Origin of the sequence: Paraglaciecola aquimarina (assembly GCF_032464635.1) — a bacterium.
GTDB classification, from domain to species: domain Bacteria; phylum Pseudomonadota; class Gammaproteobacteria; order Enterobacterales; family Alteromonadaceae; genus Paraglaciecola; species Paraglaciecola aquimarina.
Genome location: NZ_JAWDIO010000002.1, coordinates 4,262,892 through 4,275,766 on the forward strand (window position 1 = coordinate 4,262,892; position 12,875 = coordinate 4,275,766).

14 protein-coding genes, 2 tRNA genes and 1 pseudogene are annotated in these 12,875 nt (G+C 40.0%); 4 read left to right on the top strand and 13 right to left on the bottom strand.

Annotation, left to right across the window (positions count from 1 at the left end; translation table 11 throughout):
• Positions 1 to 215 precede the first annotated feature (215 nt).
• Complete coding sequence (lgt, locus tag RS130_RS21095) at positions 216 to 1,007, top strand: prolipoprotein diacylglyceryl transferase (RefSeq protein ID WP_316027564.1); 792 nt, start codon at positions 216 to 218, stop codon at positions 1,005 to 1,007.
• A gap of 96 nt (positions 1,008 to 1,103) precedes the next feature.
• Here lgt and RS130_RS21100 read toward each other — a convergent pair whose 3' ends face one another.
• A complete protein-coding gene (locus RS130_RS21100; RefSeq protein ID WP_316027565.1) occupies positions 1,104 to 1,520 on the bottom strand; it encodes a hypothetical protein in 417 nt (138 codons plus the stop codon).
• Positions 1,521 to 1,692: 172 nt separating this feature from the next.
• Positions 1,693 to 2,634: a helix-turn-helix domain-containing protein gene (locus RS130_RS21105; RefSeq protein ID WP_316027566.1), complete on the bottom strand. Its 942-nt coding sequence runs from the start codon at positions 2,632 to 2,634 to the stop codon at positions 1,693 to 1,695.
• Positions 2,635 to 2,839: 205 nt separating this feature from the next.
• On the opposite strand from RS130_RS21105, the gene glgC reads away from it, so the two are divergent.
• The 3 genes from glgC (at position 2,840) to RS130_RS21120 (ending at position 5,243) form a co-directional block, all read left to right on the top strand.
• Positions 2,840 to 4,099: a glucose-1-phosphate adenylyltransferase gene (glgC, locus tag RS130_RS21110; RefSeq protein WP_316027567.1), complete on the top strand. Its 1,260-nt coding sequence runs from the start codon at positions 2,840 to 2,842 to the stop codon at positions 4,097 to 4,099.
• A gap of 332 nt (positions 4,100 to 4,431) precedes the next feature.
• Complete coding sequence (locus RS130_RS21115; protein WP_316027568.1) at positions 4,432 to 4,995, top strand: thioesterase family protein; 564 nt, start codon at positions 4,432 to 4,434, stop codon at positions 4,993 to 4,995.
• Positions 4,996 to 5,033: 38 nt separating this feature from the next.
• On the top strand, positions 5,034 to 5,243 hold the full coding sequence (locus RS130_RS21120) for a hypothetical protein (protein WP_346433339.1): 210 nt from the start codon (positions 5,034 to 5,036) through the stop codon (positions 5,241 to 5,243).
• 40 nt (positions 5,244 to 5,283) lie between these two features.
• Here the strand turns inward: RS130_RS21120 and RS130_RS21125 are convergent, their stop codons facing one another.
• The 11 genes and pseudogenes from RS130_RS21125 to ybgC all read right to left on the bottom strand — a co-directional run bounded on the left by RS130_RS21125 (position 5,284) and on the right by ybgC (position 12,520).
• On the bottom strand, positions 5,284 to 5,535 hold the full coding sequence (locus RS130_RS21125; RefSeq protein WP_316027570.1) for a hypothetical protein: 252 nt from the start codon (positions 5,533 to 5,535) through the stop codon (positions 5,284 to 5,286).
• A gap of 68 nt (positions 5,536 to 5,603) precedes the next feature.
• Positions 5,604 to 6,128 carry an HDOD domain-containing protein gene (locus RS130_RS21130; protein ID WP_316028116.1) on the bottom strand — a complete coding sequence of 175 codons (525 nt, stop codon included), beginning with the start codon at positions 6,126 to 6,128 and terminating at the stop codon, positions 5,604 to 5,606.
• Positions 6,129 to 7,028: 900 nt separating this feature from the next.
• Positions 7,029 to 7,104, bottom strand: a tRNA-Lys gene (locus tag RS130_RS21135).
• A 47-nt stretch (positions 7,105 to 7,151) separates the two neighbouring features.
• Positions 7,152 to 7,227 (bottom strand) — tRNA-Lys (locus RS130_RS21140).
• Between the two features lie 167 nt (positions 7,228 to 7,394).
• Entirely contained in the window at positions 7,395 to 8,141 is a 747-nt protein-coding gene (ybgF, locus tag RS130_RS21145; RefSeq protein ID WP_316027571.1) for a tol-pal system protein YbgF, read from the bottom strand.
• 12 nt (positions 8,142 to 8,153) lie between these two features.
• Positions 8,154 to 8,720, bottom strand: a complete 567-nt coding sequence (gene pal / locus RS130_RS21150; RefSeq protein ID WP_316027572.1) for a peptidoglycan-associated lipoprotein Pal — start codon at positions 8,718 to 8,720, stop codon at positions 8,154 to 8,156.
• Positions 8,721 to 8,763: 43 nt separating this feature from the next.
• Positions 8,764 to 10,115 (bottom strand): annotated as a pseudogene (gene tolB / locus RS130_RS21155) (Tol-Pal system beta propeller repeat protein TolB).
• Positions 10,115 to 10,975, bottom strand: coding sequence for a cell envelope integrity protein TolA (tolA, locus tag RS130_RS21160; RefSeq protein WP_316027573.1), 861 nt, complete (start codon positions 10,973 to 10,975; stop codon positions 10,115 to 10,117). The pseudogene tolB and the gene tolA overlap by 1 nt, the downstream one beginning before the upstream one ends.
• An 8-nt stretch (positions 10,976 to 10,983) precedes the next feature.
• Positions 10,984 to 11,412 (bottom strand): protein TolR, encoded by a 429-nt coding sequence (gene tolR / locus RS130_RS21165; protein WP_316027574.1) that lies wholly within the window; start codon positions 11,410 to 11,412, stop codon positions 10,984 to 10,986.
• A 3-nt stretch (positions 11,413 to 11,415) separates the two neighbouring features.
• Positions 11,416 to 12,126, bottom strand: coding sequence for a protein TolQ (gene tolQ / locus RS130_RS21170; protein WP_316027575.1), 711 nt, complete (start codon positions 12,124 to 12,126; stop codon positions 11,416 to 11,418).
• The gene (gene ybgC / locus RS130_RS21175) at positions 12,116 to 12,520 is read right to left on the bottom strand and encodes a tol-pal system-associated acyl-CoA thioesterase (protein WP_316027576.1); all 405 of its coding nucleotides are present in this window, start codon (positions 12,518 to 12,520) and stop codon (positions 12,116 to 12,118) included. Before ybgC ends, tolQ begins: the two co-directional genes overlap by 11 nt.
• Positions 12,521 to 12,875: the final 355 nt, after the last annotated feature.

Here is a 12,875-nt window from a genome sequence, read left to right on the forward strand (position 1 = left end):
TGAATCCTGGATAAGCCAAATCTCTGGATAACGCTTTTTTCGTGTCTAGTGGCGTTGGATCGTTTAGCTTAAACGATACTTGTTATCCAGAAATCAGCTTAACTAAACAGTTTAATTCTTACAATTTTCCACTGTTAGGCTTTATTCTATCGGTTACAATAGTCTCACTTTTGAGCATATACGCACACTTACAATAAAAGGTTAAATCTAATTCAATGGAATACTTTACGTGGAATGTAGATCCGGTACTGATCTCTATTTTAGGGTTAAAAATACACTGGTATGGGGCACTGTTTGCTGCCGCTATATTATCTGGCTTGCAAGTAATGAAATGGATTTTCAAACAAGAAAAAGCCAATCTTGAATTGTTAGACTCATTACTCGTTTATTGCGTTATCGGTATTATTCTTGGCGCAAGATTGGGCCATTGTTTATTTTATGATCCCGCTTATTATCTAAGCAACCCGTTGAAAATCATTGCTATTTGGGAGGGTGGTTTAGCTAGTCATGGAGGCGGTTTAGGGGTAATTATTGCCGTATACCTATTCCAAAGAAAATTCAATGTCAGCTATCTTTGGCTATTAGACCGCTTAGCCATAGCCACAGCCTTGTTTGGTTTTTTTGTACGTTCAGCTAATTTTATGAATTCTGAAATTATTGGAGAGCCAACAGACGTGAAATGGGCGGTGATATTTGAAAGAATCGATTTATTACCCCGACATCCAGCGCAACTATATGAAGCGCTGTCTTATCTTGCCATTTTTATCCTCTTGATTAGTTTATATAAACAAACAAAAATCAAAGATTACGGTGGCGCTTTGTTGGGAAGTTTCTTGAGTTTAGTATTTACCGCTAGATTTATGATTGAGTTTGTAAAAGTAAAACAAGCGGCCTACAACAGCGATATTTGGCTAAATACGGGACAACTACTCAGCATCCCGTTCTTTCTAATTGGCATTTACTTAATCTATCGCTCCCGAAATAATACCAAACTAAGCAGCAATTAATACGCTACCGGCACCTTGTTTTGATGGTTAAATGACAACCGACATAAATAAGGTGCAAATTAATCAGAGTTCTGACTTATCTGGGATTCAGGTTGGTTATAAGCGACCATCTGCAAGACTTATCTGCTTGACCAGCCACCATGTGGCTTCCTCTTGCTGTGAGAAAAACTCGAATTCACAGCCGGCTTTTTTATAAATCTCACTAAGGTGGCGTTTGGCAAAACTAGGAGTATTTGCTTTATCTACCATAATAGCGGTTGCTACCCTACCCAATTCTCGTTCTCGTTTAATTGCTTCGATTAGATATTCGGCAGCTGCAGGTACATAAATAGGGTCGCCATGCAAAACAACTAACACAGCCCATGGCTTGCCAGATAATTGACTGATCAAAGGATTAAATGTTTCACCCGCCTTTTTAACCGACTCGATATTCCACGGCCCAGACCCTTCTACATACAGAATTCTATCTCGGATTTGAAGGTCTACGCTGCCATGTCCTGCAAATAAATCCATACTATATTCAAATATCCAATTGAAAAACTAAAAAGTGCTTATCTAGAAAGGTAATTATATTAACCTTAATATCAATATCTAACAAATCTAATGACGTCATTGCCGATTCCGAATCGAATAAACCAACATCAATTTACAAATTAAATGTTATAAATAATGTTGAATATTTATATTATTTGCTCACGTTAAACTGGGCTTGATACTGACTTGGCGCCACGCCAACAAATTTATTAAAGTTGAACCTGAAGGTTATACTGTTTTCATAGCCCACTCTTAAGGCGAGTTGATCCACCGATAAGCTTTCAGTTTCCAACAATTGTTTGGCTAAATTAATTCTTTGCTGATTTAGCCATATTTTAGGACTCGTTCCTAAGGCATTTTTGAAGTGCCGATCGAAACTTCGTCTGGACATATTTGCTCGCTCAGCCATATCATCAACGGTCAATACCGCATCCATATTTTCGATAGCCCAATCTAATGTGCCGCTAAATGCACCGTTCTGTTTGATAATAGGCGTTTCTATGTATTGTGACTGTCCACCGCTTCGATGCGGCGATACCACCAGCCTCCTAGCAACCTGGTTAGCTATTTTATGGCCAAAATCTTGGCGAACGATCTCAATACCCAAATCTAATGCTGCTGCACTACCTGCTGAACAACTCATATTTCCATCTTGAGTATATAAGACGTCATTTACGTAATTCACTTGGGGAAATCGTTGTTTAAAAATATCCGCATAGCGCCAGTGAGTGGTCGCCTTCAGATTTTGCAAGAGGCCCAGTTGCGCTAGCAAAAATGCCCCAGAGCAAAAACTTATGATACGTTTGCCTGATTCAGCAAACTGACTGATTTTTTCCGCCATATCCAAACGAACATGCTTATTGTGAATATTCCAGCTAGGGATGATCAAAGTGTCGTAATCGACTAATGAATCGATGCACTTAGTATAAATTGAAATGCCGCCTGTCGCTTTTATCGGTTGAGACTCAAAAGACACCACTTCTGTTTGATACCAGTTTTCATATTCAGGTCGGGATAAAGCAAAAATCTCAATTGCACAAGATAACTCAAATGTAGCTAATTTTTCATAAGCTAGTATGGCTACTTTATGCATCACTTCCCCCAAAGCTAAACAACCAATTATTCATCATAATGACCACTAAGGCTAGAACTAATTAAAGGATTAAAAATAATGTAAATAACTGCTATGCAGTCAATTGAATTAACTTCATCCTCGTGTAAACTCATAGTTGCAAAGACGTAAAAGAGTTATAAATAAAAATAATTTAAGCACTTAACTTTTAAGGGAGTACGGATTTATGGCAAAGCAACCATCTCGCTATATCAGTAATTTAACGCGCGATACTTACGCGCTAATTTTAGCTGGCGGCAGAGGGTCACGACTCTATGAATTAACTAATTGGCGAGCAAAGCCAGCACTTTATTTCGGTGGAAAGTTTCGTATCATCGATTTCCCACTTTCCAATTGTATCAACTCTGGTATTCGTAACGTAGGAGTAGTAACACAATACAAATCTCATTCACTCATTCGACATCTTGTCAGAGGTTGGGGTCATTTCAAAAAAGAACTAGGTGAGTCGGTAGAAATACTACCTGCCTCTCAAAGGTTTTCGGACAACTGGTATGAAGGTACTGCCGATGCGGTATTCCAAAATATCGATATTATCCGTGACGAACTTCCCAAATATGTAATGGTGTTATCTGGTGATCACATTTACAGAATGGATTACGGTAATTTAATCGCTAAGCACGCTGAATCAGAAGCAAAAATGACAGTTTGTTGTATTCCAGTTCCACTGGAAGAAGCTGCCGGCCAGTTTGGCGTTATGTCGGTAGATGAAAATTACAAAATTATTGGTTTTGAAGAAAAACCAGAAAACCCAACACCTTTACCCAACGATCCAACCAAGTGCTTAGCTTCTATGGGCAACTATGTTTTTGATACAGAGTTTTTGTTTGATCAATTGAAGCGCGACGCAGAAACCTCTGGATCGGATAGAGATTTCGGCAAAGATATTATTCCTTCAATTATTGAAGACGGCAACGTCTATGCCTTTCCGTTCGGTAGTGGAGACGACGAAACCTATTGGCGTGATGTGGGTACATTAGATTCGTTCTGGCAAGCCAATATGGAACTGGTAGCCCCGGTGCCGGCTCTTAATTTATATGACAAAAGATGGCCTATATGGACGTATCAAGAGCAATTGCCGCCAGCTAAGTTTGTCTGGGAAGAAGATAACAGACGAGGCACAGCGATTAACTCTGTAGTCTCAGGCGGCTGTATCATCTCAGGCGCAACGCTCAGACGCAGTATTTGTTTTTCAAATGCTAGAGTACATTCTTATAGTGAAGTGGAAGATTCGGTATTATTACCAGATGTTGAAATAGAACGAAATTGTCGTATTCGCAAAGCCATTATTGACCGCGGCTGCGTAGTACCAGAAGGTACGTCTATTGGCCACAGTAAAGAAGACGATTTAGCTCGTGGGTTCAGAGTAACAGATAAAGGTGTCACTCTGGTCACTAGGGAAATGTTAGGCCTCAAGGTGGGTTATTAATTAACCTCAGCTAAATGTTACTCGGTAACGAAATTTTTCGTGTTTAGCAAGGCGGATTATTGTACGTAATAACGTGTTATTGCTAAACAATCCTACGCAACTAGACACAAAATAGCGTTATCGAAAGATTTAGCTTACCCAGGGTTCGGGTTAAATAACAAACTCGCCCCTCTTTACATCATGTTAAAGGCCGCTTTCTAAGCGGCTTTTTTATACCCTCAGCATTTATCGACTAAAAAACGCGCAGTCAGTCTACTTTTACCCGTTTCAGCATAGACATCTGACCAGTTAGTGCGTTATAACTACCCCAGCCTTAAATATCAGGATGAACAATGCATATTGATCAACTCTTACGCTCGATTGATGAACAAATGAGCCAACAAGCCAAGTTAACGGCAACCCTATCTGTGCCAGAATCTTGGTCTCAAGGTCGTACTTTGTTTGGAGGCCTTTCGGCTGCACTGACTTTCCATGGAATGAAACATGCCATATCCCATGAGCTAAAGCTAAGAAGCTTAAATACAAGCTTTGTTGGGCCAATTGAAGTTAATACACCATTTGAAATTGATATAGAAGTGTTGCGAAAAGGTAAGAACGTCACGCAAATTTTAGGGAAAATCACGCAAAAAAATAAGAATATGCTAACTGCAATCGCCAGTTTCGGCATTGCCAGAGAATCAAAAGTAGATATTAAAAACAGTCAGCAACATTGCATGCCCTTGCCAACTAAAGCTAATTTCTTACCACAAATACCTAAAGTGACTCCCAAATATATGGCGCAATTTCAATTAGCAAAAACACAAGGTGGATGGCCATTTACTGGCAGCAAACGCTCAGATGTACAAGGTTGGATGCGATTTGATCACCCCCTGAATCATTTACTGACACTCACTTAGTCGCCATAATAGATATTTGGCCACCGACAATATTGCAAATGTTCAGATTACCTAAAATGTCTAGCACTATGAATTGGAGCCTTGAGTTTATTTACCCGCATAATCCGATGAAAAACGACGATTGGTGCGGCTATCAAGCAATCACTAGGCAAGCCTCCGATGGATATGCTCATACAGAAGCGAATGTTTGGGACAGCGCAGGAAATCTGATTGCTATCAGCAGACAAGTTGTCACTGTATTCGGCTAACGGCTATAAAGCATAGCCGATTCGGTTTTATGCTGTAGTTTCAATAAATAGCAAACGTCGATGGACTAAATAAAGCTAACGCACTCATTAACTGTAAATTGCTAAAATCTAACGCATTATCGACACTTTCTATTTCGAGCCCTAAACTTTTATACATGTCAGGAGTTACCCCATCATATTTAGAATAAAAATCACCGTATACGTTATTTAGCGACAGTAAATAACTTAACTGAAGGATCTTCTTTTCTTCGGTGTCAGCTGTACTTTCACTAGCATGGATATTTGCGATCAATTCAGATATGTCTTGAGGAATACCCCATTGCTTTAATAATTCGGCCGATATAGTAGAATATGAAAACCCTAGATTTTTTTCTGCAGACTTAGCGGTCTGTTTTTTTCATCCACTTCAGCCCCCTTTCGAGCGACCTCCGGGTTAAGTTGAACTAGCACTAATTCACCTAAATTATGCAATAAACCACAAACAAATAATTTCTCTGGCTCTTTTACTCCAATCTCTTCTGCTAAATACTTGGCTAACAAACCACAGTTGACCCCTAACTCCCAAAATTTATCTAAATTCACCACACTCTTGTCTATGTTCTTAAACGCGTGGGCAACGCCATAGGCTAGGACCAAATCATAAACCGATCGAGTACCAATCACTTGAATGGCCTTACTGACTGTTGTGATAGTACTGGTAAACTTATAGAGAGCGCTGTTAGAGATCTTTAAGACTTGAGACATGATAGCGGGATCAAAATTTATCACCTCAGCTATGTCTTCGATGGACGATGAATCATCATCAATTAGTTGTTTAATTTTGATTACAGCTTCAGGAAGAACAAAAACGTCATCAGCTTTAATCACATAATCTTGTACTTTCATCAATTAAACTCACCTCAGCGTCACTTGGTATTGGCTGAGTGTAATCGATGAGCCAACGAAACGCATCGATAATCGACTAAAAATAGAAAATTAATAATCTCCCCACCCGAGACTATGCACTCAGAACAACTCAAGGCTTTTTGCGCAGGGCGTAAGTGTGCGGGAATGGTAGTTCCCTCTCAAATATTGAGAACACAGAGCAAAAGCCGCTGTAGCATACCTGTTAGGCGAGATTTATTTATATGCGCTTACCCTCTGTTGCTCAAACGGCAAAGAGTACTGGCTGTTTTTAATAACGAGTTATTAATTCAAAGTCTCACGTTAGCGCATTGCTTAAGTCCATGTACCCCCTCGTAAAGTGGCTACTTTACCTTTGTCATTACTGAACGTTATCAGCACCCTCCACAAGCCATACAAGGCGATTTAGCAACTCGTTATTCATTTAACACACTCATTCATGGGTCTTAACTATGTGCTGTAAACGCTCGCTGAATGCACATTTGATGATTAGAGTTAATATTAGCTAATAGTATGCTCGACCATAATAACATTGCTAAGCCCAACGATATGCCACAATGGTCTTAATGAAATCTAAAAATTCTCTAGGGTACTAAATAATCTCAACGCTGGATAAATCAAACCTCTCGCTAACGCTCTTTTTCTGTCTAGCGGCGTCGGATTATATTGATATTACTCAGCTTAAACGATAGTTCTTATCCAGTACTCAGGTCAGATATTTTGCAATGTACTCTAACACTGGTATTCAGATAAAATAATGAGTTGGATAGCTATAGAGTGAACTAACTGAATTGTTTTATTGGAGCTGACTGAATAAAGCTAAAAACCAGAACGTACAATGATTGGGATAAATATAGACTGGGCTAAGTAGCTGTTCAAAGATGGTGGGTCGTGCTGGATTCGAACCAGCGACCAATTGATTAAAAGTCAACTGCTCTACCAACTGAGCTAACGACCCGCTGTCTTTGATTTATACTTTATTCACACCCTGTGTTGTAAGAAAAATGGTGGGTCGTGCTGGATTCGAACCAGCGACCAATTGATTAAAAGTCAACTGCTCTACCAACTGAGCTAACGACCCTTTTTCTCTTCGCCTCACTGCGAAGGCGGCATATAATACTCAATTCTAATTTCAGTGCAAGCTTAAAAACAGATTATTTTCATAATTAAAACTGTTTGGCGAAAAAGCACACAAAACGGCGATTTTAACAACAGTTTTAACACTGAAAAAGTCGCCGTCCGCGTTAATTAAAGATTAGCAATTCGTTTGGCTGCGAGTTTTGCTGAAGAAGAATCTGGAAATTCTCTTACTACTTGTTCCCATAATTGCTTTGCTCGAGCAATATTTGAACGTTCCATTTCTGTAATACCCAATTTAAGTAAAGCATCAGCTCGTTTGCTTGAATCAGGATAATTAGACACCAATGACTGAAATTGCTCTCCTGCGCCGGCCCAATCTTGTTTATTAAATAATAGCTGCCCTAACCAGTACCTAGCGTTCGGCACGTAGCTCGAATTAGGAAACCGTTGTAAAAAGGCTTTAAATTCTGGAATGGCTTGATCGTAGAGCTTTTCTTTTAAGATTAAATTAACCGCTTTATCATAAGCTTCACTCTCATTTCCCGACATTTCTACAGGCTCGATCAATGGCGTTGTATTTTCCGTGGCTGCATACTGCGTAGATGGCGCCGCCATAACACTTTCCATACGTTTATCTATCTCGAGATAAAGCTCTCTTTGTCGCTCTAGTATTTTTTCGAGTTGATAGTTTTGCACTTCAATAGCACCACGAAGTTCATTCACTTCATTTTGTACTATGTCAAGTTGCTCTTGTTGCCGATGTTGGGCTTCTGTGCGAGTCTTCAACAGTCTTTCTATTTCATCAAGACGTTGTCCATTACTGCCAGTAGTTACGTCTGTCACAGGCGCAGGAACCGCATATACAGCGGTCCCATATAGCCCTAGCAAACATAGCGCTAAGGTGCGTTTTTTCATATTAATTATCTATTATTGATAAACCAATACACCACGACGGTTTTCTGCAAACGCCGCTTCAGTATTGTAGCTATTGATTGGTTTTTCTTCACCGTATGACACGACAGAAATTTGTGAAGCACTCACACCAGCGTTTAGTAAATAAGTCTGTATTGATTTAGCACGAGATTCGCCCAATGCAATATTGTATTCTGGCGTACCACGACTATCACAATGACCTTCAATCACCACAGATTTATCTGAATGTTTGGTCAAGAAGGCAGCATGTTGATCTAACACACTATAAAATTTAGAACTAATCGATGCACGATCGAAATCGAAGTAAACCACTTGATTATTTTCCAGAGCAGCTAATTCTTTGCGCATTTCTTCAACTGGCGTCAACATACGGTTAACTGAACCAGCTTGAATTTGTGCATCTTTAGCTTCTTGCGCTTTACGATCCGCTTCAGCTTGCTCTTGAGCAACTCTGTTACGTTCAGCTTCTAGCTCTGCTTCCGAAGGTCCAGATGAACAAGCCACCATAGTGACAACTGGAAGTGCGATAACTAGCCCTTTAAAAATTTTATTCAATTGCATTCTTCTATTCCTGTTTTTTTCGAGTTCGATTTAAAAGTTAAAATTAAAGTAAAAACGGTGACCAATTAGGCGCTTTAACTTGCCCATCAGCTGCTGGCAATAGCGCTTTAAACCTACCATCCAAAGACACCAAAGATAAAACTTGTTTACCTTGATGTAAGGTACTATAAATAATCATACTGCCATTTGGTGCAATACTTGGCGATTCATCTAAATCTGTCTTAGTTAACACATGTAGACGACCCGTAGTCAAATCTTGTCGAGCTATATGATACTTACCTCGAGTTCGATTGACCACTACCATTTGTTTCCCATCCGGAGTAATGGTTCCTCCAAGATTCATTTCGCCGTCAAAAGTCAAGCGACGGACTTTAGTCGTAGCTAAATTTACGCGATATATTTGAGGTTTACCACCCCGTTCTGAACTAAATATGAGGCTCTTACCATCTGGCGCCCAACTCGGCTCAGTGTCTATGGCACGATTGTTAGTTAATCTGCGAAGACGTTTACTGGCAATGTCCATTACGTACAGTTCAGTATTTCCATCTTTAGATAAAACCAAGGCTAAACTCTTTCCATCAGGGGAGAACTTTGGAGAGCCATTAATGCTAGGAAAATCGGTCATTTGCGTTCTACTCATTGTGTATATGTCTTGAATGAAAATTTGTGGACGCTTATTTTCAAAACTAACATATGCGAGTTTAGTGCCGTCGGGTGACCAAGAAGGAGACATCAACGGTTCTTTAGAACGCAGCAAAACGGTTTCATTGGCACCATCATAATCAGAGACAACCACTTGAAACGGAAAATCGAACTTGTTTTTGTCGCGCACAATGACATAAGCTAAGCGCGTTAAAAACGCCCCTTTTTCACCGGTTAACTTTTCATAAACCACATCGCTGATACGATGCGCATGTTGTCTAAAGCCTTCTGCTGATATCGTCACTCGACTCACCGCTAATACATGTTCATCACTGTCAATTAATTTTCCATTACTTAACTTTTGAGATTGCCCTCCGGTAATCTGCCCCCGTAATACATCAACTAGTTCATAAGACACTTTATATTTATCAGCGCCAACTGATTCAATCGTCCCCACTAACAAGGCTTCAACCCCTTTGAGGCCCAAGCACTGAAATCGACGTTCTGAGCCGAGTTCGGGTATTGCGGCATGCTAGACGCATCTATAGGGTTAAATTTCCCACTACGACGTAAATCATTTGCAATAACGTCAGTGAGATTTTCTGGCATCACGCCACTGCCAATCCACTTAAAAGGCACAACCCCAATCGGACGAGAAGTGTCGACTCCTTCCGTTATTACTATTTCCAAAGCGGCAAAACTTTTCAGATTAAAGGTCAACAAGGTCACAAGGAGAATACAAATTTTATACATTATAATTCGGGCTCAACAGTTAGATTAATATCACGTAATTTCTGATAAACATCAGGTTCTTTAGAAACAGGTAAGGTATCAGCTTTAAAAACCGCAGCTCTTGCTGCTCGACATAGAATGGCATTACCACTCAATTCTTTTACTTGGGTCACCAAACCGTTTGATGCCAAACGAATATTCAAACGGCATGATTTTCCCTTCATAGCATCATCAACAATCAAGTTGCGCTGGATTGTTTGTTTAATCAAGGATTGGTATTTTTGCACCTCTGTCAACACTTGCTTATTTCTGCGCTGCTGCCGAGCAGCTTGCTCAGCTTGTAGCTGTTCTTGTAAGGCGGCATCTTGTTTCGCTTTTTCTTCCGCTTCACGTTTTTTACGCTCGGCTTCTTTACGGGCTTTTTCTTCTCGTTCCCGTTTTTGTTTAGCTTTTTTAGCCAGCTCTTCTTTCTTTTTCTTCTCAAGCTCTTTGCGTTTACGTTCCGCTTCTAGTTTTTGCGCTTTAGCTTTAGCAACTTTTTGCTTTTCTCTGGCCACCGCAGCCGCTTGTTCTGCCTTCTTTTTATCTCTAATTTGCTGCTCGGCTTTTCTCTTTTGTGCCTCAGCTTCAGCCGCTTTACGTTCTAATTCTTTGACACGGCGTTCCTCGTTTAAGCGTTTCTGCCTTTTCTCATCTTCAACTTTTTTTACCTGCGCTTCATATGCACTGCGATCAATCACCACCGCTTCAATAATTGGCTGAGGATTGGAGTATTCTGGAGTAGGTTTAGCATTGGATAACTTACCGCTGACGATCAAAACAATGATAGCCAACAAATGTAAACTAAATGAAATGACCAATGTAGTAGAAAACTTCGACATTATTTTGCCTAACTTTCAGGAGGAGTGGTCATTAAACCAACAGACGGCGCACCGGCTCTTTGCAATAACACCATAAGTTCAACAACTTCACTGTAGGGCACGGCCCCATCACCTCTGACAACCACGGGTGTTTCAGGCTCCTTTTTAAGATGCTCCGCCACCAAAACGGCCAAATCGACGGCTGACATGGCTTCATCTTGAGTGTCTCCAACATTCAAATAGTACTGGCCATCAGCATCAACCGAAGCGACTAAAGGTGGTTTTGATTCTTCATCTAAAGGTTGAGCCTCTGCCTTAGGCAAATCCACCTTTACGCCTTGGGTAATAAGTGGAGCGGTTACCATAAAAATAATCAGTAACACCAGCATGACATCGATATAAGGCACCACATTAATTTCAGATACCGGGCGGCGGCGTTTTCTTACGTAATGGCTCATGACTTATCCAGCTTTCTGTGCAGGATTAACGCTATCCACATTCGCCGCTAAAGCTTGTCTATGCAGAATACTTGAAAACTCTTCCATGAAATTGCCATAACTATTTTCTAGTTTTTCCACTTGATGACTAAAACGGTTGTATGCAATAACCGCTGGTATCGCTGCAAATAAGCCCATAGCTGTGGCAATTAGTGCTTCAGCAATACCCGGCGCCACCATCGCTAAGGTAGCTTGTTGCTGCCCCCCTAGAGCCACGAAAGAATTCATAATTCCCCACACAGTACCAAACAAACCAATATAGGGGCTAATGGACCCAGTAGTTGCCAAAAATGGTAAGCGATTTTCCAGACTATCTATTTCTCTAGATAAAGACACTCGCATCGCTCGTGAGGTGCCATCTACTAAGGCCTCAACCGGTGTTGATGAGCTTTTTCGTAGTCGCACAAATTCTTTAAAACCAGCGGCAAAAATACTGGCCATGCCTTGTACCGATTGCCTAGCGGCAAGCTCTTGGTAAAAGCGATTCAAATCGACTCCTGACCAAAATTTATCTTCGAATTTCTTCATCTCTGAATTAGCCGAACTAAGCACACGGCTACGCTCTAGAATAAATGCCCAAGAGGTAATAGATGCAGCTAATAAAATTAGCATAACAAGCTGAACAAGAAAGCTGGCTTCTAGAACCAGATCAACAAAAGATAACTCAGATGACACGTGTAAATTCCCCTAAAATCATTTTTGGAATTGCTTGTGGTTTCATATTTGACATATTGACACAAGCGACTCTGATTAATGCACTGACCAAACGTTGCTCATTTGGACCTATTACTATCTGTTTAAATACTAAGCTAGCTCGCTTTAATTCTACTATTTCAGATTCAATTCTCAATAGTTGATTAAAACGGGCTGGCGCATGATTATCCATTTCCACTCGTTTGACGACAAACCCTACAGAATGTTCCAATAAAATATCTTGTTCTGTTCCAAAGCTCCTCAACCACTCGGTTCTCGCCCTTTCAAAAAACTTTAAATAATTTGCGTAATAAACAATTCCACCCGCATCAGTGTCTTCGTAATACACACGAATATTGTGAATGTGTTGCTTCATTTATAATAATTCTCGAACATAGCCGGCCAACTAGCGCTAGCTGTATTTGGATATTTACTTGCCGAGTACTCTCAAACTGCCTATCTCATCAAGAACGTCAAATTGAGGTGATTAAACTATATGCTACCAAACCCAATTGAATTAGCACCTTAATTTTTAAGTAAATTTTATGTAAAGACAAAAATATCAAGTTTTTACATAAAAAATTTAACCATAAGAGTAGCAAGAAAAAAGCAAGCCTCTTTTAATCAACAACTTACAGCAGGTGTTTGCGTTATTTAATTGTTAAAAAATATAATCGTTCATTTTTGCAGCGAAAAATAAATAAACCAAAGAACAAGCACTTATGCTTAAA

Bases quoted from the DNA above. Each gene is read 5' to 3' on its own strand.
- lgt (WP_316027564.1), top strand. From the start codon at position 216: ATGGAATACTTTACGTGGAATGTAGATCCGGTACTGATCTCTATTTTA.
- RS130_RS21100 (WP_316027565.1), bottom strand. From the start codon at position 1,520: ATGGATTTATTTGCAGGACATGGCAGCGTAGACCTTCAAATCCGAGAT.
- RS130_RS21105 (WP_316027566.1), bottom strand. From the start codon at position 2,634: ATGCATAAAGTAGCCATACTAGCTTATGAAAAATTAGCTACATTTGAG.
- glgC (WP_316027567.1), top strand. From the start codon at position 2,840: ATGGCAAAGCAACCATCTCGCTATATCAGTAATTTAACGCGCGATACT.
- RS130_RS21115 (WP_316027568.1), top strand. From the start codon at position 4,432: ATGCATATTGATCAACTCTTACGCTCGATTGATGAACAAATGAGCCAA.
- RS130_RS21120 (WP_346433339.1), top strand. From the start codon at position 5,034: ATGTTCAGATTACCTAAAATGTCTAGCACTATGAATTGGAGCCTTGAG.
- RS130_RS21130 (WP_316028116.1), bottom strand. From the start codon at position 6,128: ATGAAAGTACAAGATTATGTGATTAAAGCTGATGACGTTTTTGTTCTT.
- ybgF (WP_316027571.1), bottom strand. From the start codon at position 8,141: ATGAAAAAACGCACCTTAGCGCTATGTTTGCTAGGGCTATATGGGACC.
- pal (WP_316027572.1), bottom strand. From the start codon at position 8,720: ATGCAATTGAATAAAATTTTTAAAGGGCTAGTTATCGCACTTCCAGTT.
- tolA (WP_316027573.1), bottom strand. From the start codon at position 10,975: ATGTCGAAGTTTTCTACTACATTGGTCATTTCATTTAGTTTACATTTG.
- tolR (WP_316027574.1), bottom strand. From the start codon at position 11,412: ATGAGCCATTACGTAAGAAAACGCCGCCGCCCGGTATCTGAAATTAAT.
- ybgC (WP_316027576.1), bottom strand. From the start codon at position 12,520: ATGAAGCAACACATTCACAATATTCGTGTGTATTACGAAGACACTGAT.